This is a genomic window from Mameliella sp. CS4, from assembly GCF_019392335.1.
Taxonomy (GTDB): domain Bacteria; phylum Pseudomonadota; class Alphaproteobacteria; order Rhodobacterales; family Rhodobacteraceae; genus Antarctobacter.
On sequence record NZ_JAHXRQ010000014.1, the window covers coordinates 113,058 to 131,191 of the forward strand.

The 18,134-nt window shown below is 65.2% G+C and carries 20 protein-coding genes; 15 read left to right on the forward strand and 5 right to left on the reverse strand.

Annotated elements, in window-relative coordinates; genetic code table 11:
* The first annotated feature begins 59 nt into the window (after positions 1-59).
* The 5 genes from hpaD (KZZ07_RS16990) (at position 60) to hpaH (ending at position 5,097) form a co-directional block, all read left to right on the forward strand.
* Entirely contained in the window at positions 60-920 is an 861-nt protein-coding gene (hpaD, locus tag KZZ07_RS16990) for a 3,4-dihydroxyphenylacetate 2,3-dioxygenase (RefSeq protein ID WP_219516001.1), read from the forward strand.
* Positions 920-1,900, forward strand: coding sequence for a 3,4-dihydroxyphenylacetate 2,3-dioxygenase (gene hpaD, locus KZZ07_RS16995; RefSeq protein WP_219516002.1), 981 nt, complete (start codon positions 920-922; stop codon positions 1,898-1,900). Before hpaD (KZZ07_RS16990) ends, hpaD (KZZ07_RS16995) begins: the two co-directional genes overlap by 1 nt.
* 142 nt (positions 1,901-2,042) lie before the next feature.
* The gene (locus KZZ07_RS17000) at positions 2,043-3,440 is read left to right on the forward strand and encodes a pyridoxal phosphate-dependent decarboxylase family protein (protein ID WP_219516003.1); all 1,398 of its coding nucleotides are present in this window, start codon (positions 2,043-2,045) and stop codon (positions 3,438-3,440) included.
* On the forward strand, positions 3,440-4,303 hold the full coding sequence (locus KZZ07_RS17005) for a fumarylacetoacetate hydrolase family protein (protein ID WP_219516022.1): 864 nt from the start codon (positions 3,440-3,442) through the stop codon (positions 4,301-4,303). The genes KZZ07_RS17000 and KZZ07_RS17005 overlap by 1 nt, the downstream gene beginning before the upstream one ends.
* The gene (hpaH, locus tag KZZ07_RS17010; RefSeq protein WP_219516004.1) at positions 4,300-5,097 is read left to right on the forward strand and encodes a 2-oxo-hept-4-ene-1,7-dioate hydratase; all 798 of its coding nucleotides are present in this window, start codon (positions 4,300-4,302) and stop codon (positions 5,095-5,097) included. Before KZZ07_RS17005 ends, hpaH begins: the two co-directional genes overlap by 4 nt.
* Positions 5,098-5,390: 293 nt before the next feature.
* On the opposite strand, the gene KZZ07_RS17015 is transcribed toward hpaH, so the two are convergent.
* Positions 5,391-5,702 carry a DUF6476 family protein gene (locus KZZ07_RS17015; protein WP_219516005.1) on the reverse strand — a complete coding sequence of 104 codons (312 nt, stop codon included), beginning with the start codon at positions 5,700-5,702 and terminating at the stop codon, positions 5,391-5,393.
* Here KZZ07_RS17015 and KZZ07_RS17020 point away from each other — a divergent pair.
* Both KZZ07_RS17020 and KZZ07_RS17025 read left to right on the forward strand, forming a co-directional pair.
* Positions 5,701-6,723, forward strand: coding sequence for an RluA family pseudouridine synthase (locus KZZ07_RS17020; protein WP_219516006.1), 1,023 nt, complete (start codon positions 5,701-5,703; stop codon positions 6,721-6,723). The two genes, KZZ07_RS17015 and KZZ07_RS17020, sit on opposite strands and share 2 nt — an antisense overlap.
* A gap of 59 nt (positions 6,724-6,782) precedes the next feature.
* Positions 6,783-7,148, forward strand: coding sequence for a cupin domain-containing protein (locus KZZ07_RS17025; protein WP_219516008.1), 366 nt, complete (start codon positions 6,783-6,785; stop codon positions 7,146-7,148).
* A gap of 4 nt (positions 7,149-7,152) precedes the next feature.
* Here KZZ07_RS17025 and KZZ07_RS17030 read toward each other — a convergent pair whose 3' ends face one another.
* Positions 7,153-7,794 (reverse strand): DUF4386 domain-containing protein, encoded by a 642-nt coding sequence (locus tag KZZ07_RS17030; RefSeq protein WP_219516009.1) that lies wholly within the window; start codon positions 7,792-7,794, stop codon positions 7,153-7,155.
* 283 nt (positions 7,795-8,077) lie between these two features.
* Between KZZ07_RS17030 and rpoH the strand changes: the two genes are divergently transcribed.
* Entirely contained in the window at positions 8,078-8,974 is an 897-nt protein-coding gene (gene rpoH / locus KZZ07_RS17035; protein WP_219516010.1) for an RNA polymerase sigma factor RpoH, read from the forward strand.
* 70 nt (positions 8,975-9,044) lie between these two features.
* Here the strand turns inward: rpoH and KZZ07_RS17040 are convergent, their stop codons facing one another.
* Positions 9,045-10,124: a leucine-rich repeat domain-containing protein gene (locus tag KZZ07_RS17040; protein ID WP_219516011.1), complete on the reverse strand. Its 1,080-nt coding sequence runs from the start codon at positions 10,122-10,124 to the stop codon at positions 9,045-9,047.
* A 125-nt stretch (positions 10,125-10,249) separates the two neighbouring features.
* Here KZZ07_RS17040 and KZZ07_RS17045 point away from each other — a divergent pair, with 125 nt between their 5' ends.
* On the forward strand, positions 10,250-11,224 hold the full coding sequence (locus KZZ07_RS17045) for a Gfo/Idh/MocA family protein (protein ID WP_219516012.1): 975 nt from the start codon (positions 10,250-10,252) through the stop codon (positions 11,222-11,224).
* Between the two features lie 91 nt (positions 11,225-11,315).
* Here KZZ07_RS17045 and KZZ07_RS17050 read toward each other — a convergent pair whose 3' ends face one another.
* Positions 11,316-12,284 (reverse strand): NADPH:quinone oxidoreductase family protein, encoded by a 969-nt coding sequence (locus tag KZZ07_RS17050; protein WP_219516013.1) that lies wholly within the window; start codon positions 12,282-12,284, stop codon positions 11,316-11,318.
* Positions 12,285-12,576: 292 nt separating this feature from the next.
* On the opposite strand from KZZ07_RS17050, the gene KZZ07_RS17055 reads away from it, so the two are divergent.
* The 4 genes from KZZ07_RS17055 (at position 12,577) to KZZ07_RS17070 (ending at position 15,784) form a co-directional block, all read left to right on the forward strand.
* Positions 12,577-12,951 (forward strand): helix-turn-helix domain-containing protein, encoded by a 375-nt coding sequence (locus KZZ07_RS17055; protein ID WP_219516014.1) that lies wholly within the window; start codon positions 12,577-12,579, stop codon positions 12,949-12,951.
* A 49-nt stretch (positions 12,952-13,000) separates the two neighbouring features.
* Positions 13,001-13,810 (forward strand): inositol monophosphatase family protein, encoded by an 810-nt coding sequence (locus tag KZZ07_RS17060; RefSeq protein WP_219516015.1) that lies wholly within the window; start codon positions 13,001-13,003, stop codon positions 13,808-13,810.
* A gap of 88 nt (positions 13,811-13,898) precedes the next feature.
* Entirely contained in the window at positions 13,899-15,275 is a 1,377-nt protein-coding gene (locus tag KZZ07_RS17065; RefSeq protein ID WP_219516016.1) for an 8-oxoguanine deaminase, read from the forward strand.
* Positions 15,276-15,286: 11 nt separating this feature from the next.
* A complete protein-coding gene (locus KZZ07_RS17070) occupies positions 15,287-15,784 on the forward strand; it encodes a CAP domain-containing protein (RefSeq protein ID WP_255564411.1) in 498 nt (165 codons plus the stop codon).
* A gap of 93 nt (positions 15,785-15,877) precedes the next feature.
* On the opposite strand, the gene KZZ07_RS17075 is transcribed toward KZZ07_RS17070, so the two are convergent.
* Positions 15,878-16,273 carry a DUF6524 family protein gene (locus KZZ07_RS17075; RefSeq protein WP_219516018.1) on the reverse strand — a complete coding sequence of 132 codons (396 nt, stop codon included), beginning with the start codon at positions 16,271-16,273 and terminating at the stop codon, positions 15,878-15,880.
* A gap of 140 nt (positions 16,274-16,413) precedes the next feature.
* On the opposite strand from KZZ07_RS17075, the gene KZZ07_RS17080 reads away from it, so the two are divergent.
* Both KZZ07_RS17080 and KZZ07_RS17085 read left to right on the forward strand, forming a co-directional pair.
* The gene (locus KZZ07_RS17080) at positions 16,414-17,709 is read left to right on the forward strand and encodes an adenylosuccinate synthase (RefSeq protein ID WP_219516019.1); all 1,296 of its coding nucleotides are present in this window, start codon (positions 16,414-16,416) and stop codon (positions 17,707-17,709) included.
* Between the two features lie 32 nt (positions 17,710-17,741).
* Complete coding sequence (locus tag KZZ07_RS17085) at positions 17,742-17,969, forward strand: DUF2842 domain-containing protein (RefSeq protein WP_219516020.1); 228 nt, start codon at positions 17,742-17,744, stop codon at positions 17,967-17,969.
* The last annotated feature ends 165 nt before the right edge of the window (positions 17,970-18,134 follow it).

The following is an 18,134-nucleotide window of genomic DNA, read 5'->3' on the forward strand; positions in this document are numbered from 1 at the left end:
GGGGGCCTGCGCGGACCGGAGAGCGCGCGCAGGCGGAGGAGCAGGCGGAGGAGGAAGAGATGGGAGAGCTGGTATTGGCCGCGAAGGCGACCCATGTGCCGACCATGCTGATGTCCGAGCAGGAGGGGCCGCTGAAAGGCTGTCGCCAGCAGGCCATCGACGGGCACCGCGAGATCGGGCGCCGCGCACGAGAGGCAGGGGCGGATACCTTTGTGGTGCTGGACACGCATTGGCTGGTGAACGCGGGCTACCACGTCAATGCGCTGCCGCATTTCAAAGGCTGCTACGCCAGCCACGAGTTCCCGCAGTTCATCCGGGACATGGACTACGACTATGACGGTAACCCGGCGCTGGGCGATCTGATCGCGGAATACGCCAGCGCCGAGGGCACCCATACGCTGAGCCATCAGGTCGAGAGCCTGGACCTGGAATACGGCACTCTGGTGCCGATGCGGTTCATGAACGCGGATCGGGCGCTGAAAGTGGTGTCCGTGTCCGCCATGTGCCAGGTGCACAGCCACGAGAGTTCTCGAAAGGTCGGGGTCGGCATTCGCAAGGCCATCGAAGCCAGCGACTCGAAGGTGGCGCTGATCGCCTCGGGGAGCCTGTCGCATCACATCTGGCCGACCGAGATCTATGCCGAGAACAATGGCACCTTTACCATCTCGAAGGAGTTCAACCGACAGGTCGACCTGATGGTGCTGGACATGTGGACGCGCGGCGACATCGAAACCTTTCTGAAGATCCTGCCCGATTATGCCGAACACTGCGACGGAGAGGGGAACATGCATGACACCGTGATGCTGATGGCGGCGCTGGGCTGGGATGCCTACCGCGGGCGCGGCGAGCTGATCGGTGCGTATTTTCCCAGCTCTGGAACCGGGCAGGCGAATGTTGTCTTTGACCTGGAGGGCGCGTGATGCCGATCCCCGAACCGAACCTGTACCCGCCGTTCAACATCGTGCGGCTGAGCCATGTCGAATACGGCGTGACCGACCTTGCCGCCAGCCGGGCCTTCTATGTCGACACGCTGGGCCTGCAGGTGACAGAAGAGAACGAGGATACACTGTGCCTGCGGGCAATGGAGGAGCGCGGGCATCACTGCATGGTGCTGCGCAAGTCGGGCGTCGCGGACGTGCGTTACCTGTCCTACAAGGTCTACTCTGAGGAGGACCTGGACCGGGCCCATGACTGGTTCGTTTCCGAGGGGCACGCGGTGGAATGGGTGGTGCGGTCGCACCAGGGGCGGACCCTGCGTACCCATGACTGTTTCGGCGCGCCGATGGAGTTCTATTTCCGCATGGACCGGCTGCCGCCGATCCACCAGGAATACCGGCTCTACACCGGGGTCAAGCCGCTCAGGATCGACCATTTCAACTGTTTTGCGCCGGACGTGGACAAGGCGGTGGCGTTTTACGGCCGGCTGGGGTTCCGGGTGACGGAATACACAGAGGACGACGTCAGCAAGAAGCTCTGGGCGGCCTGGATGCACCGCAAGGGCGGCGTGCATGACGTGGCCTTTACCAATGGCACCGGGCCGCGCCTGCATCACACCGCCTTCTGGGTGCCGACACCGCTCAACATCATCGACCTGCTGGACCTGATGTCGACCACCGGGTATCTCGCGAACATCGAGCGCGGGCCGGGGCGACACGGGATTTCGAACGCCTTTTTCCTCTATATCCGCGATCCGGACGGGCACCGGATCGAGATCTATTGTTCGGATTACCAGACGGTCGATCCGGACCTGGAGCCGATCCGCTGGGACCTGAAAGACCCGCAGCGCCAGACGCTCTGGGGCGCGCCGGCGCCGAGGAGCTGGTTCGAGGAGGGGTCTGTTTTCGAAGGGGTGGTGCCGGTCGAGGCTGTGCTGAAGGCAACACCCATCGTGGCGCCCTGAGCAGGTGCCAGGCGGACGCGCCTGCGGCGCGGCAGGTCAAGCGCTGGCGCGCCGTTGGGGGGCTCTGCCCCCGCCCTGCGGGCGCCCCCGGGGGTATTTTTCGGCCCAAAGAAACACTGGTCGAGTTTGAGCGGAGAGAGTGATGAATTGGGATGAGTTTGCCGCCTGGGGGGCAAAGACCGCGGAATTCGGCGCGGCCTATCACAAGGGGTTGCGGGAGCGGCCCGTACGCCCGGCTGTGGAACCGGGGCGTTTCGCCGCGCGGCTGGCCACTGTGCCGCCGGAAGCGGGCGAAGAGATGGGAGCGATCTGGGAAGATTTCGAGCGCATTGTTCCCGAGGGGCTGACCCATTGGCAGCATCCGCGTTTCTTTGCCTATTTTCCGGCCAATGCGGCGCCTGTCTCGATGCTGGCCGAGATGCTGGTGAGCACCCTGGCGCCACAATGCATGCTGTGGCAGACCTCGCCGGTGGCGACCGAGATGGAAGGCGTCATGATCGACTGGCTGCGGCAGGCGCTGGGCCTGCCGGAGGGGTTTTCCGGCGTGATCCAGGATTCCGCCTCTTCCGCGACGCTGTCGGCGGTGTTGACCATGCGCGAGCGGGCGACCGGCTGGACCGGCAACCGCGAAGGACTGTCGGGCAAGGGACAGTTGAGGATCTATTGTTCGGACCAGGTGCACAGTTCGATCGACCGGGCCTGCTGGGTGGCGGGGATCGGGCAGGAGAACCTCGTGAAGGTCGGCACCACCGGGGCGCCCGGCTTCGCGGTGGATGCCGCGGCGCTCAGGGCCCGGATCGCGGAGGATCGCGCCGCGGGCCATGTGCCGGCGGGGATCATCGCGGTGACCGGGGCCACGGGCGTCGGCGCCTGGGATCACCTGCCGGAGCTGGTGGAGATCGCGCGGGACGAGGGGCTGTACCTGCACCTCGATGCGGCCTGGGCGGGTTCGGCGATGATCTGCCCGGAGTTTCGCGCGCAGTTCTGGGCGGGTGTCGAGGGCTGCGACAGCATCGTCTTCAACCCGCACAAGTGGCTGGGGGCGCAATTCGATTGTTCGGTGCAATTCCTGCGGGATCCGAAGAGCCAGATCGATACGCTGAAGATCGAGCCGGAGTACCTCAAGACCTCTGGCTCGGAGGTGGTCAACTACTCCGAATGGACGATCCCCTTGGGCCGGCGGTTCCGGGCGCTGAAGCTGTGGTTCCTGATCCGCTATTACGGGCTGGAGAGGCTGCGGGCACGTATCCGCAATCATGTGGCCTGGGCTGGCGAACTGTGTGAGCTGTTGCGGAGCGACGGATTTGAGATCGTGACGGAGCCGATCCTGTCGCTGTTTACCTTCCGGGGGCCGGGTGACGATGCGGCGCAGCAGGCGTTGGTGGATGCGATCAACGCCGACGGGCGGATCTATGTCACGCAAGGTATGCACATGGGCCGGAAGGTGATCCGTTTTCAGGTAGGGCAGTTCGACTGCACCCGGGACGATGTGATGATGGCCGGCGAGGTCATCGCTGAAATCGCAAGGAAACAGGCATGATGACACCGCATTTCGTGAGCTACAGTCACGCGGGGAAACCGGGCTACGGGCTGCATACGGGGGAGGGGGTGATCGACCTGTCCTTGGTCAACCCGCAGTGGCCGACCCTGCGCGAGGTGATCGCAGCAGACGCGTTGAAGGAGATTTTCCTGCAGGGGGCGGGACGTGAGGCGGATCTGCAGCTGGAGGCAGTGACTCTGGAACCGCCTATCCCCTCGCCGGACAAGATCATCTGTGTCGGCGTGAACTATCCGGACCGCAACGCGGAATACAAGGACGGCCAGGCGGCGGCGTCGAAACCGTCGCTCTTTATCCGGTTCCCGGGATCTTTCGTGGGACATGGCGCGAACCTGGTGCGGCCACCGGAGAGTGAACAGCTCGACTACGAGGGCGAGATCGTTCTTGTCATCGGCAAGGGCGGGCGGCGTATCCCGCGCGAGCAGGCCTATGACCACGTGGCCGCGCTGACATTGTGCAACGAAGGCACGATCCGCGACTGGGTGCGTCATGCCAAGTTCAACGTCACGCAGGGCAAGAACTGGGACCGGTCCGGGGCGATCGGACCCTGGCTGGTGCCCTTTACCAATGCGGCCCAGCTGAACGACATCGCGCTGGAGACCCGTGTGAACGGAGAGGTCCGACAGCAGGATCGGACCTCGCGGATGATCTATGATTTCCGCTACATCATCAATTATGTCTCGACCTTCTGCACGCTGGTGCCGGGTGACGTTCTGGTCTGCGGTACGCCGATCGGGGCAGGCGCGCGACTGGACCCGCCGGTCTGGCTGAAACCGGGCGACGTGATCGAGGTCGAGGCTGAGGGCATTGGTGTGCTGCGCAACGGCGTGGAGGACGAGGCGTGACCGAGGGCGAGATCCACGCCGCGGCGCGGGCGCTGGTGAGGGCGGAGGCGGCGCGCGAACAGATCGGGCTCTTGTCGCTGGCTCATCCCGGCATGACGATGGACGATGCCTACGCCGTGCAGGCGGCCTATGTCACGGCGCGCCAAGCCGCGGGGCGTAGGCAGGTAGGCTGGAAGATCGGCCTGACATCGCGCGCGATGCAGGAGGCCCTGGGGATCGACACGCCGGACAGTGGCGTTTTGCTGGACGACATGGTCTTCGAGAGCGGCGGCGTCGTGCCCGGGGGCCGGTTCATCCAGCCCCGGGTGGAGGCAGAGATCGCCTTTGTCATGAAGGCGCCGTTGCGGGGGACGGTGACACGGGAAGAGGTGGTGGCGGCCACCGACCATGTCCGTGCCTCGCTGGAAATCCTTGATACGCGCATTCTGCGCAAGGACCCGGCAACAGGGCGGGCGCGCAACGTCTTTGACACGATCGCGGACAATGCGGCCAACGCCGGCATCGTTCTTGGCGAGAGGAGGGTGAACCTCCGGCTTGTGGACCTGCGCTGGATCGGGGCCATCGTGACGCGGGACGGCGCGGTCGAGGAGACGGGACTGGGCGCCGGGGTGCTCAACGATCCGGTCATGGGGATCGTCTGGCTGGCGGAGCGGTTGGCGGGCTATGGCCGCGGGATCGAGGCGGGGCAGGTGGTCTTGTCCGGGTCCTTCATCCGGCCCGTGGAATGTCCGTCGGGCTGCATGGTGGAGGCGGATTTCGGCGACTTCGGGCTGGTGTCGATCAGTTTCGAATGAGGCGGGGCCGGGTCGCCGGGACGGGACTGTTTGCGGCTTGCGCCGCAAAGACGCCCGCCCGCCGACCCTTTGGAACAGGCTGCGCCTGTTTTTCGCTTCCGGAGTCACCAAGGAACAAGCCTCGCCTGATCCCCGAAGCCCTCCCTCGCTTTTCGAGGGCCTGAGCCAGCGCGCGGGGCAATGCAAGGGCAAGCCGCCTGTCGGCGGGCCTGCGGCCCCTTGCATTGCCCCCCGCCCCGGCTCTGATCGGCCTCAAGCGATGGAGGGCTCCGGGGAACAGGCTACACGGACTGTCACTCTGCCGGTTCGATCCGCATTTCCTGGCGCAGTTTGCCGGTGGCGCGGTCGAAGATCAGGATGCGGTCATCCGCCGTGACCACCGCGTACCAGTCGGTTCCCTGCGTGTAGGCACTGGCGGTGGTGCCATCGGGCAGGGTGATGACCTCTGGCAGCGGGGCGCGTGCGTTGCTATAGCGGTGCCAGATCAGGCCGAGGATCCCGATGATCCCGGCAATCATCGCCGCCGTCAGAACCGTGACCAGAATGCGCAGGAAGCGCAGGGAGGGCGGTTCGGGCAGATCGTCTTCGGGATCGGGAGAGGCCATGACCATCCTTCGTATCGTGATTTCGGCGGATCCGCCGGTGCGTCTTGATAAGGCGCTGGCGCGTGATGTGCCAGAGGCGGCGGCCCTGTCGCGCACGCGGCTGGGCCGGTTGATCGCCGAGGGCGCTGTCCGCCGCGGTGGCGTCACCGTGAGTGATCCCAAGGCACGGGTCGCGGAAGGGGACGAGATCGAGATCACCGTTCCCGAGCCACAGGAGTATGACGTCGTTGCCCAAGACATCCCGCTGACGGTGATCTGGGAAGACGAAGATCTGATCGTCGTGGACAAGCCCGCCGGGATGGTGGTGCATCCCGCACCCGGTTCGCCGGACGGGACGCTTGTGAATGCCTTGCTGCATCACTTTGGCGGGGACCTGTCCGGCGTGGGGGGCGAAAAGCGCCCCGGCATCGTGCACCGGATCGACAAGGACACCAGCGGCTTGCTGGTGGTGGCGAAATCCGACCGGGCGCATCACGGGCTTGCCGCGCAGTTCGAGAAACATAGCGTGCGGCGCGCCTACCTTGCCTTGGCCCACGGCGTGCCCGACCTCGCCGACCCGCGGCTGCTGAACACGCGGGGCGTTTCTGCCGGGGGCGAAGGTGGCGTGACCATCACCAGCGGTCTGGCGCGGCACAAGACCGACCGCCAGCGGCAGGCGGTCTATTTCGACGGTCAGGGGCGGCACGCGATCACCCATGTGAAGCTGTTGGAACGGTTCGGCGTGCCGCCCTGCGTCAGCCTTGTGGAATGTCGGCTGGAGACCGGGCGCACGCACCAGATCCGCGTGCACATGGCCCATGCGGGCCATGCGTTGGTCGGCGACCCGGTCTATGGCGGGCGGCGGAAACTGTCGGAAAAGGCGCTGGGCGCGGCCTACGACCTGGCGAAGGGTTTTGACCGGCAGGCGTTGCACGCCGCAAAGCTGGGCTTTGACCACCCGGTGACGGGTGAGGCGCTGATGTTCAACAGTGATCTGCCGGAGGATATGGCGGGACTGCTGAAGGCCTTGCGCGCGCTCTGAGAGCTTGGCGGATCTCGGCGGGCATGTCACAATCCGTCCCGACTGCAGGGACGGCGACCATGACATACCAACTGCTCTATAGCGACGACGAAGGCGAAAGCCATTGGCGAGACGTTGCAGTGCCGTTGTCGAAACAGGTCTTTGCCCCACCCGCGCAGGATATTCTCGTCTCGGGGGGGGAGGCGGCGAAGTCGATGGTCTGGCTGAAACTCGAGGCGGGTTGGGACGAACCTGTTCATCCGACGCCCAAGCGGCAGCTCTTGATCTGTCTTTCGGGCCGGATCCGCGTCACCGCCAGCGATGGTGAAGCGCGTGAGTTCGGGCAGGGCGATTGTTGGCGCATGGAAGACACCTTCGGCAAGGGCCACCATACCCGCGTGATCAGCGAAACCGATTTCGACTGCGCAATTGTCCAGTTCGACTAGTCTCTCAGACCCGCCCCGTGATCAGCAGCCAGAGACAAAGCGCGCTCTCGGCCAGGATGCAGACCAGGTAGGCGGGTTGGAAGGCTTCTGACAGCAGGGGGGCGGTCAGGCGCAACAGGCTGCCGGTGAGGTAGACGATTCCCGCGGCCGCGATCCCAAGCGCGACGATCCGGGGGGTGGCGCCCAGCGACAGGAGCCGCGCCATGATCAGGCTGTTCACGCCGAAGAGGATCAGGCCGATGTCATAGCCCAGGGCGTGCATCTCGGTCATGTGGACGGCCATGCGCGGCTGGTCCGCCAGCAGGGCCGGGGCGCTGGCCAGGGCGATCAGGCTGGCGCCGATCAGAACGGCCTGCCCCAGGCGAAAGACCATCGCGGCGCGGGCCAGCGCCTCGGATAGGTTACGCAGCAGGGCGAAGAACAGCAGCGCCAGAGCGATATCCGCCAGCAACATGATGACATCCGCCAGCAGGCTCAGCCGGAACTGCGGCAGGTTTGCGCCAATGGCCCCGGCGATCTCTGGCGGTGACCCGGCAAGCAAGGGACCCCGCAGGGCGATCTCGGCGGTCAGGCCGCAGAGGATGATGACGAGGTAGAGCGCACCGGCTGTGCGAACATGAACAGGTGAGAGGGCAATGGCTTGCATGGCGGGGTCTTTCCTTGAAGGAGACGGATGCCCCCTGTTATCCCATGCGAATAAATTTGATTATCCACGATATTTGCAGTATGATCATGCATAAATGTATATGTTTCAATTCATCAGGAACCGAGCACGTCTCTGTGACGCTATGACAAAAAGGGTGACGCCGTCAGCTGTCGAGCTTAACTGCGCCAAAGCCAACGGATGTGGGACTTGAACTATTCGGTTTAGGTTCCTACCTGATGTTAAAGCCCGTAACATGCGGGTCCGAACGGAGGGAACAGACAAGATGTCGAACTATGCAAATCTCCCGGCACCGTCGCCGGAAGCGGGTCTGAGCCGCTACCTCCAGGAAATCCGGAAGTTCCCGCTTCTGGAGCCGGAAGAAGAATACATGCTGGCCAAGCGCTGGGTCGAGAACGAGGATACCGAGGCCGCGCACCGGATGGTCACCTCGCACCTGCGCCTGGCGGCCAAGATCGCGATGGGCTATCGCGGCTACGGACTGCCGCAGGCCGAGGTGATTTCCGAGGCCAATGTGGGCCTGATGCAGGCGGTGAAACGCTTTGACCCGGAAAAGGGGTTCCGCCTGGCGACCTATGCCATGTGGTGGATCCGCGCCTCGATCCAGGAATATATCCTGCGGTCCTGGAGCCTGGTGAAACTGGGCACCACCAGCGCGCAGAAAAAGCTGTTCTTCAACCTGCGCAAGGCCAAGAGCCGCATCGGCGCGCTGGAAGACGGTGACCTGCGGCCCGAACATGTCGAGAAGATCGCAACCGACCTCGGCGTGACCGAGAAAGAGGTGATCTCGATGAACCGGCGCCTGTCCGGCGGCGATGCCTCGCTGAACGCTACCGTTGGGTCCGAAGGCGAAGGCACCATGCAGTGGCAGGACTGGCTGGAAGACGAAGACGCCGACCAGGCCGAGGATTACGCCGAGCGTGACGAGCTTGAGGCGCGCCGCGCCCTGCTGGCCGAGGCGATGGACGTTCTGAATGACCGCGAGAAAGACATTCTGACCCAGCGCCGCCTGGCGGAATCGGCGGTCACTCTGGAAGAACTGTCGGGCCAGTACGACGTCTCGCGCGAACGTATCCGCCAGATCGAGGTGCGCGCCTTCGAGAAACTGCAAAAGCGGATGCGCGATCTTGCGAAAGAGCAGGGAATGCTGTCGTCCGTCTGAGCCTGTTCCCCTCTGTCGGCCGTCAAAGGCGGGGCAATGCCCCGCCTTTTTTCATGTCCGGTGCCTGGGTTCACTTCTCGTAGAGCGGCCCGCGTTTCCAGCCTTCTTCGGCGATGAAACCGGGAAGTTGGCTGCTCATCAGGATGCGGTCGCTGTTGATCCGCAGCATGATGTCGGTCGGTGTCTCCAGCAGCGGCGTGAAATCCGTGACACGGGTGATGTTCATGTAGATCGCCACCAGCTTGGGCAGGTTGGACAGGGCAGAGATATCGGTCACGGGCGTGTCCGAAAAGCTGAGCAATTGTAGCGATTGCAGGCCCACGAGCGGCGAGAGGTCGCTGACCTGGCTTCCGGTCAGGAACAGGGTGAGCAGCTTGTTCTTGCCCGCGAGGGCGGAGATATCCGCGATCCGGCTGTTCTTGCCCCGGAGCACTTCCAGGTTGTCCGCCGGAGCCAGGGCTGAAATATCCGTCAGATTGGCGCGTTCGGCCCAAAGCTCGCGGAATGCCGGGCCGACGATCAGGCCGTCGAGGCTGAGGATATCCTCGCCGTCGATGTTCAGCAGTTCCAGCGCCGGGGTCGGGCCAAGGCCCGAGAGATCAGCCAGGGACACATCTTTGAACCCCAGGATCGTGAGGTTGGTCATCGCACCGTCGGCCTTGATGTCGTGCAGGTCTGGGCCGTTCAAGCGCAGATTCTCGATCCGGCCCAGCGTCGCACGGGGCAGATCCGAAAGGCCGAAAGAATCCTTTAGCCAGAGCGCCTTGAGCGCGGGCAGATCGTCGAGAAAGGCGAAATCCGTGATTTCATTGTCCCGCAGGCCCAGGGCTTGCAGTGCGGGCAGGTCCAGCCCCTCCCAGCGCGCGCCGGGCAGATCCTGAATTCGCAGGTGACCGAGGTCCGTCAGAACGTTCAGCGCGGCAAGATCGACGACCAGAGCGGGATCGCCATCGCCCACCAGTTCAAGGCTTTGCAGCCACGTGGCCCCGGCAAGTTTCGGCAGCTCGGTCAGTTCCGCGGGCCCAAGGACGACCCGGCTGTCCTCTGGCGAAATGCAGCTGTCGCCTATGGGCAGGCAATCCTGCGCCCCGGCGGGTCCGGCGACGCCTCCCGCAACAAGGCAAAGGGCAATGAGAAGTTTACGCAGCATGGTTTGACACCCAACAATCAGTGATTGCCAAAGCGGATGCCGTGGCGCGAACCAGAGGTCAACTGAGCGTTTTCAGGCCGTTCCGCCTGCGCTAGGGTTGGCGCTAACAAATTTGGGAGAGAGACATGACCGATCACGTCCGCTGGGGGATACTGGGCGCCGCGAAATTCGCGCGGGAACACATGGGGCCCGCGATTCACATGGGTCGCCGAGGGCGTCTTGCGGCGCTGGCGACCTCTTCGCCCGACAAGGCCGCGCCTTTTGCGGCGCTGGCGCCGGGGCTGGCCGTGCACGACAGCTATGATGCTCTGCTGGCGGACCCGGAAATCGACGCGGTCTATGTCCCTTTGCCCAACCACCTGCACGTGGAATGGGCGATGAAGGCTCTGGAGGCGGGCAAACATGTGCTGGTGGAAAAGCCGCTGGCGATGACGGCGGCGGAATTCGACCCGGTGATCGCCAAGCGCGACGAAACCGGGCTGCTGGCGGCAGAGGCCTTTATGATCGTGCACCATCCCCAGTGGCACAAGGCCAGCCAGCTCTACCAGGAGGGCGCCATCGGCAAGCTGCTGCGCGTTTCGGCGGCTTTTTCCTACGACAACCGCTCTGACAGCCAGAACATCCGCAACCGGCCGGACACCGGTGGCGGCGCTGTTCCGGACATCGGCGTCTACATCTACGGCGCGACCCGTTTCGTCACCGGTGAAGAGCCCGATGAAATCCTCTCTGCCGTTGTCGAACGTGAGAACGGCGTCGATGTCTGGACCCATATCACCGCGCGTTTCCCGTCGTTCCACTACACAGGCGTTGTCTCGATGCGGATGGCGCCCTGGCAGGAGGTGGTCTTTCACGGTGAAGACGGGGTGATGAAGCTGACCGCGCCCTTCAATGCCCAGGTCTACGGCGAAGCGCGTGTCATCGTGCAGTCAAAGGACCTGGTCGAGACGGTCCACCGCTTTCCGGCGGACAACCACTATGTCCACCAGGTCGAGGCCTTCAATGCCAGCGTTCTGGACAAGGCGCATTACCCCTGTCCGCTGGAGTTCTCGCGCGGGACGCAGGCGATGATCGACATGGTCTGGGCCAAGGAACAAGGCTGAGGCGCGGGCCTCTGGCCGCCCCGGCTGCGGGACATGCGTCCCGCAGCGGCCCGCCCTCCGGTCCCGCGCCCCGCTTGCGCGTCCGGGCGGGTCAGAGATCGGCGATGGTGATGACCACCTTGCCGGTCGATTTGCGGCTGCGCAGCAACTCCATGCCCTCGGCGGCCCGGTCCAGCGGCAGGACATGGCTGATGTGTGGCTTCAGCCGTCCTGCGCCATGCCAGGCCATGAGCTGCGCCAGCGAGCCGGTCAGCACCTCGGGCCGGAAGGCAAGGTAGCCGCCCCAGTACAGGCCCATGACCGAAAGGTTCTTGACCATCAGGTGATTGGCCTTGATCTGCGGCACGTCCCCGCTGGCGAAACCGATGCTCAGGAGGCGCCCCTCGGGGTTGCAGGACCGGAAGGCGGCGGTGAACTGCTCGCCCCCCACCGGGTCATAGACCACGTCGGCGCCGCCAAGCGCCTTCATCTCGGCCCGGATATCGCCGGTTTCGGCGTCGATCAGGTGATCGGCCCCGGCGGACTTTGCCGCCGCCAGTTTGTCGGCACCGCGTGCGCAGGCGACGACCCGCGCGCCCATCAGCTTGCCGATCTCGACCGCAGTCAGCCCGACGCCACCCGCGGCGCCCAGGACCAGCAAGGTCTCACCGGGCTGCAGGCGCGCCCGGTGATCCAGCGCCAGGTGGCTGGTGCCATAGGCGATCTGGAACCCGGCGGCATCGGTCCATCCCATCGTCTCCGGCAGCTTGACCGCGCGCGCCGCCGAGAAGCAGCCGTAGTCCGCAAGCCCGCCCTGACCGCCAAAGACCGCGACTCGGTCACCGGGCGCAAAGTCATTGACGTCGGGTGCCGTTGCGTCAACGATTCCCGAAACCTCCATTCCCAGCACGAATGGCAGGGCCGGCGTGTCCTGATAGGTGCCTTTCTGCATCAGAAGGTCCGCGAAATTCAGTCCGCAGGCGGCAATCCTCAGGCGGATTTCGCCCTTTGCCGGTTCGGGTACGGCAACATCGCTCAGGCGGGCCGGCGTGTCGTGATCGGTCAGGAAAAAGGCGCGCATTCCATCCTCTGCATATGGTTTTTCAATTGCCTAGCGGAGTTTGCCCCCAAGGCAAAGCGCCCGCAAAAGGGGCTGCGGCAAAATGAAGTGTAACCGAATGCTTTCCGGTCAAGTTCAACTTTGTCGTGTTTTTCCCCGCTGTGCACCATCAATAGGTGGTTGCGCGACTTGATTTTGAGGACCGTTATGATGTAGCACATAAGGCCATAGACGTGTAGGATGATGCTGGTTCTGGGGGATTGGGGTACGGTCCCGGCTCATCTGGTCACACCCATAGAACAGGAAGACATAGATGGCGCACCCCGTGGACGTTCACGTCGGCAAACGCATCAGGCATCGTCGCTGGCTCGTCGGCATGACGCAGCAGCAACTTGCCGAACGCGTTGGCATAAAATTCCAGCAGATCCAGAAGTACGAGACTGGCGCGAACCGCGTCAGCGCCTCGCGGCTCTGGGACATCGCCGAGGCCCTGGACGTTCCGGTCAGCTTCTTCTTCGAGGGCATCGAACATGAGAATGCCGCCGAAGAGGGCGCAGCGGAATCGGTGCCTGCCGACATCATGGGCGACAAGGAAGCCCTGGATCTTGTCCGCTCTTATTACGCGATCCCGGAAAACCAGCGCCGCCGCCTCTTTGAACTGGCGCGCGTCCTGTCCGACGTGGCTTGAGCCCCCAGCGCCGCTGCTGTAGCCCGGAACCGGGTTACAGGAGGGGCGCATGGACCGGATCCCGGCAGAACTCGCACGCGAGTTGATTGATACGGCGGAGGCTTTGGCCGACGCGGCAGGCAAGGCGATCCTGCCCTTTTTTCGCCAGCGTGGGCTGACCGCCGAAAACAAGGATGTGGGCACCGGGTTCGACCCGGTGACCGCCGCCGACCGCGCCGCCGAACAGGCGATGCGCGCGGTCTTGGCAGACCGGCGCCCCGGCGATGCGATTCTGGGCGAGGAATACGGCACGCAGTCCGGCACCTCCGGTCTCACCTGGGTCCTTGATCCGATCGATGGCACACGCGCCTTTCTGGCCGGAACCCCGACCTGGGGGGTGCTGATCTCTGTGCGCGATGAAGCCGGCCCGGTCTATGGCATCATCGCCCAGCCCTACACGCAGGAACGGTTTCGCGGCGGCCTGTCGCGCGCGGATTTCACCGGGCCGCATGGCACCGGGCTGCTGGGCGTGCGCGATACGCAGGCCATCGAACAGGCCATCCTCTTCACCACCTTCCCCGAGGTCGGCACCCCTGAGGATCGCGCCGGGTTTGAACGTGTGGCCGCCCAGGCCCGCCTGGTACGTTACGGCATGGATTGCTACGCCTACGCCTTGCTGGCGGCGGGGCAGATCGACCTGGTGATCGAGGCGGGCTTGCAGGCCTACGACATCCAGGCGCCCATCGCGGTGATCGAGGCGGCGGGCGGGATCGTCACCAATTGGGAAGGTGGGCCGGTGCATGAGGGTGGCCGCGCGCTTGCCGCCGCCACGCCCGAGTTGCACGCCGCCGCGCTGGACCTGCTGCGCAACGCAGGCTAAATTGCGCGCGGGCGGTCACGCGTCCTTCCCTTTTCTGGCGTGCCTCACCCCTGTCTCTCACCGAAAAGGGCTTTCGTGAGGGGCTGACATGGCACATTCCACAACCGCACATTCCACAACGGCACAGGCAGAAGTTCTCATCCGCAACGCGCGCACCGTCCTGTGTATGGACGATGACACGCGGGAACTGACCGGCACCGATATCCTGATCCGCGACGGCGTGATTGCGCAGATCGGGCAGGGGTTGACCACCTCCGGGCGCATCGTCGAGGCCGGGTCTTGCGTGGTCACGCCGGGCCTCGTCAACACGCATCACCACCTGTACCAGACCCTGACCCGCGCGGTGCCCGGCGGGCAGGACGCGCTGCTCTTTGGCTGGCTTCAGACGCTCTACCCGATCTGGGCGCGCTTTGGCCCCGAAGAGATGTTCACCTCGGCCCAGATCGGGCTGGCGGAACTGGCCCTTTCGGGCTGCACCATGTCCTCGGACCACCTGTATCTCTATCCCAATGGCGCGCGGCTGGACGATACCATCGCCGCGGCGCGCGAGGTGGGGCTGCGGTTTCACCCTACGCGCGGCGCCATGAGCATCGGCGAAAGCGATGGCGGTCTGCCGCCCGATTCTCTGGTGGAACGTGAGGCGGCGATCCTCGACGATTGCATCCGGGTGATCGACGCCTTTCACGATGCCTCCGAGGGCGCGATGGTGCGCGTGGGCGTTGCCCCCTGTTCGCCCTTTTCCGTCAGCCGCGACCTGATGCGCGACGCGGCGATCCTGGCCCGCGACAAGGGCGTGCGCCTGCACACCCACCTGGCCGAGAATGACGAGGACATTGCCTATTCTCAGGCGCAGTTCGGCTGCCGCCCCGGTCAATATGCCGAGGATCTGGGCTGGACCGGGGACGACGTCTGGCACGCGCATTGCGTGAAACTGGACGGGCAGGAGATCGCCCTCTTTGCCCGCTCGAAAACCGGCGTGGCCCATTGCCCCTGCTCCAACTGCCGTCTCGGCAGCGGAATTGCCCCGGTGCGGGCGATGCGCGACGCGGGTGTGCGCGTCGGCCTGGGCGTGGACGGATCGGCCAGCAATGACGCGGGCAACCTGGCGGCAGAGGCGCGGCAGGCGATGCTGTTGCAACGGGTGACGCGTGGCGCCGACGCGATGAGCGCGCGTGAGGCGCTGTGGATCGCGACGCGCGGCGGCGCAGAGGTGCTGGGCCGCGACGACTGTGGCCAGATCGCCGTGGGCAAACGGGCCGACCTGGCGCTCTGGGATGTCTCTGGGCTGGAAAGCGCCGGTAGTTGGGACCCGGCGGCGCTGCTTCTGGCGGGGCCGCAGCGTGTCCGGTATCTTCTGGTCGAGGGCCGGTTGGTGGTCGAGGACGGGCGGATCGTCAGCTTCGATCTCGACACCGCCGTGGCGCGGCAGACCGCGCTGGCGCGCAGGCTGGCCGAGGCGTTGTAGGGGAGAAGGACATGCGGCTGGTCTGGATGATGGCGCTTTGCGCGGCGGTGGCCTCTTGCGGCTGGGTGCCGCAGGGGCGGTTTTCCGGACAGGGCGGCATGCGTGCCGAACTAGCGTCGCGCGGTTTTGACGGCTTTGCCGAGGGGCAGGGCGGCGCGGCGCTGAACGCTTTTCGGGCTGAAAACGGCCTGCCTGCGCTGACGCGGTCCCCCCGGCTGGAAGAGGCCGCCCGCCGTCACGCGCAGGACATGGACCGCAAGGGCTTTTTCGACCATGTGGGCCCCGACGGCAGCAACCCGATGAGCCGCGTGCAAAAGGCCGGTTACCGGCCCTGCGTGATCGCCGAGAACATCGCCCAGGGGCAGCGGTCGCTGGGCGAGGTGATGTCGGACTGGGCCGGCTCGCCCGGGCACCGGCGCACCATGCTGTCGCAAGGCGCCACGGAATACGGGCTGGTGCGCAGTTCCAATGACAGCTGGGTCATGGTGGTGGGGCGCGACGGCTGCTGAGCGGGACGCCGGACGGACGCTTGTCACGGCCCTGCGGGCCGCAACGTCGCCCCGCCCGCCGTCCCTTGGGCGGCGCGCGGGGTGGGGCGGGCGTTATTCCTCGACGTCGTCCATGTCGACCTGGCCCGACAGTTTGCGCCGGATGATCGACCAGCTGAGGCCCACGCCCAGCACCAGCGACAGGGCAAAGATCCCGATCCAGGTCGACAGCTTGGGATCCGACAGGTCGAGCAGCCCGTAATAGACCAGCGCCCAGAGAATCGCCGCCACCAGCCCCAGCACCAGCGCCATGCCGAAGACCCCGATCGAGCGCAGGGTGGCGCGCAGGTAGATGATATAGCCGATCAGCAGGACGATCCCGAAGAGCACCACCAGCGGCAGGTTGCCGTCGGTGTTGTTCATGGCCCAGCGGACATAGTTGACCTGGCTCGGGTTGTAGGTCGCGGCCAGCAGGACGAAGGCAAAGAGCCAGCGCAGCAGGAAACTCATATGGACACCTCCAGAGGTTTGCCGCCTTGCTGCCCTGATGGCGCGCGCCTGTCCAGTCTCTTGCGGCGATTTTGCGGTTTCGCAGGCGGCATTGCGCGCGTATACACGCGCGGGTTTGCAACGCCGTAAAGGGGAATGTGATGGCAAATGTCGTCGTGGTTGGCGCGCAATGGGGTGACGAAGGCAAGGGCAAGATCGTCGACTGGCTGTCGAGCCGGGCCGATGTGATCTGCCGTTTCCAGGGTGGCCACAACGCCGGGCACACCCTTGTCGTCGATGGCAAGGTCTACAAGTTGCACGCGCTGCCATCGGGTGTGGTGCGCCGGGGCAAGCTTTCGGTCATCGGCAATGGCGTGGTGCTGGACCCCTGGCATCTGGTGTCCGAGATCGAGACGATCCGCGCACAAGGGGTAGAGATCACCCCCGAGACACTGATGATCGCCGAGAACACGCCGCTGATCCTGCCGATCCACGGAGAGCTGGACCGCGCCCGCGAAGCCGCCGCGCGTCCGGGCGCCAAGATCGGCACCACCGGCCGTGGCATCGGCCCGGCCTACGAGGACAAGGTGGGCCGCCGCGCCGTGCGTGTCGCCGATCTGGCCGACGACGCGACGCTGGAGGCGCGGGTGGACCGGGCCCTGGCCCATCACGACCCGCTGCGCCGTGGCCTGGGGATCGAACCGGTGGACCGCGACGCGCTGATCGCGCAACTGCGCGAGATCGCGGGCCAGATCCTGCAATACGCCGCCCCGGTCTGGAAGATCCTGAACGAGAAACGCCGCGCCGGCCAGCGCATCCTTTTCGAAGGGGCACAGGGCGCGCTGCTGGACGTGGATTTCGGCACCTATCCCTTTGTCACCTCTTCGAACGTGATCGCCGGTCAGGCGGCCACAGGCACCGGCATCGGCCCGGGCGCCATCGACTTTGTGCTGGGGATCGTCAAGGCCTATACCACCCGCGTGGGCGAGGGGCCGTTCCCGACCGAACTGGACGATGCGGACGGCCAACGCCTGGGCGAGCGTGGGCATGAATTCGGCACCACAACGGGCCGCAAGCGCCGCTGCGGCTGGTTCGATGCGGTGCTGGTGCGCCAGACCTGCGCCACCTCCGGCGTGAACGGCATTTCGCTGACCAAGCTGGACGTGCTGGACGGCTTCGAGACGCTGAAGATCTGCGTCGGCTACGAGCTGGACGGCAAGGTGCTGGATTACCTGCCTTTCGCCTCCGAGGAACAGGCGCGCTGCGTGCCGGTCTATGAGGAAATGGAAGGCTGGAGCGAATCGACCGAGGGCGCGCGCAGCTGGGCCGACCTGCCCGGTGCCGCGATCAAGTACGTCCGCCGGGTCGAAGAGCTGATCGGCTGCCCGGTGGCCCTGCTGTCCACATCGCCCGAGCGTGACGATACGATTCTGGTCACCGACCCTTTCGCGGACTAACTGCATCGGCAGGATCGAAGAGGAGCAAGACAATGGCACTGAGCTACAAGGCCCGCAGGCGTTGGTCCCTTTTCGTGCTGCTGGTGGGGTTTCCGCTGTATATCGTGGTGGCCTGGGGCGTGCTGAGCCGCCTCGACCTGTGGCACTTGCCGGTGGCGGTGGAATTCCTGATCTACGTCTTCTTCGGCGTGGCCTGGATCCTGCCGCTGAAGCCGATCTTCAAGGGGGTCGGCCAGGCGGACCCCGACGCCGGGGAGTGACGGCGGGACGGACGCTTGTTGCCTCCGGCAACGTCGCCCCGCCCACCGTCCCTTGAGCGTTGCGCAGAAAAAAGCCCCCGTGCCTGGCGGCGCCATTCCGTTCCATAGGACATAACTCCTGCAGCCTGCCGACCGATAGGTCGGCAGGCTTTTGTTTTTACGCCC

What these genes read in the sequence shown, in the direction of transcription:
- hpaD (WP_219516001.1), top strand. Translation starts at nt 60, where the DNA reads ATGGGAGAGCTGGTATTGGCCGCGAAGGCGACCCATGTGCCGACCATG.
- hpaD (WP_219516002.1), top strand. Translation starts at nt 920, where the DNA reads ATGCCGATCCCCGAACCGAACCTGTACCCGCCGTTCAACATCGTGCGG.
- KZZ07_RS17000 (WP_219516003.1), top strand. Translation starts at nt 2,043, where the DNA reads ATGAATTGGGATGAGTTTGCCGCCTGGGGGGCAAAGACCGCGGAATTC.
- KZZ07_RS17005 (WP_219516022.1), top strand. Translation starts at nt 3,440, where the DNA reads ATGACACCGCATTTCGTGAGCTACAGTCACGCGGGGAAACCGGGCTAC.
- KZZ07_RS17020 (WP_219516006.1), top strand. Translation starts at nt 5,701, where the DNA reads ATGACCATCCTTCGTATCGTGATTTCGGCGGATCCGCCGGTGCGTCTT.
- KZZ07_RS17015 (WP_219516005.1), bottom strand. Translation starts at nt 5,702, where the DNA reads ATGGCCTCTCCCGATCCCGAAGACGATCTGCCCGAACCGCCCTCCCTG.
- KZZ07_RS17025 (WP_219516008.1), top strand. Translation starts at nt 6,783, where the DNA reads ATGACATACCAACTGCTCTATAGCGACGACGAAGGCGAAAGCCATTGG.
- KZZ07_RS17030 (WP_219516009.1), bottom strand. Translation starts at nt 7,794, where the DNA reads ATGCAAGCCATTGCCCTCTCACCTGTTCATGTTCGCACAGCCGGTGCG.
- rpoH (WP_219516010.1), top strand. Translation starts at nt 8,078, where the DNA reads ATGTCGAACTATGCAAATCTCCCGGCACCGTCGCCGGAAGCGGGTCTG.
- KZZ07_RS17040 (WP_219516011.1), bottom strand. Translation starts at nt 10,124, where the DNA reads ATGCTGCGTAAACTTCTCATTGCCCTTTGCCTTGTTGCGGGAGGCGTC.
- KZZ07_RS17045 (WP_219516012.1), top strand. Translation starts at nt 10,250, where the DNA reads ATGACCGATCACGTCCGCTGGGGGATACTGGGCGCCGCGAAATTCGCG.
- KZZ07_RS17050 (WP_219516013.1), bottom strand. Translation starts at nt 12,284, where the DNA reads ATGCGCGCCTTTTTCCTGACCGATCACGACACGCCGGCCCGCCTGAGC.
- KZZ07_RS17055 (WP_219516014.1), top strand. Translation starts at nt 12,577, where the DNA reads ATGGCGCACCCCGTGGACGTTCACGTCGGCAAACGCATCAGGCATCGT.
- KZZ07_RS17060 (WP_219516015.1), top strand. Translation starts at nt 13,001, where the DNA reads ATGGACCGGATCCCGGCAGAACTCGCACGCGAGTTGATTGATACGGCG.
- KZZ07_RS17065 (WP_219516016.1), top strand. Translation starts at nt 13,899, where the DNA reads ATGGCACATTCCACAACCGCACATTCCACAACGGCACAGGCAGAAGTT.
- KZZ07_RS17070 (WP_255564411.1), top strand. Translation starts at nt 15,287, where the DNA reads ATGCGGCTGGTCTGGATGATGGCGCTTTGCGCGGCGGTGGCCTCTTGC.
- KZZ07_RS17075 (WP_219516018.1), bottom strand. Translation starts at nt 16,273, where the DNA reads ATGAGTTTCCTGCTGCGCTGGCTCTTTGCCTTCGTCCTGCTGGCCGCG.
- KZZ07_RS17080 (WP_219516019.1), top strand. Translation starts at nt 16,414, where the DNA reads ATGGCAAATGTCGTCGTGGTTGGCGCGCAATGGGGTGACGAAGGCAAG.
- KZZ07_RS17085 (WP_219516020.1), top strand. Translation starts at nt 17,742, where the DNA reads ATGGCACTGAGCTACAAGGCCCGCAGGCGTTGGTCCCTTTTCGTGCTG.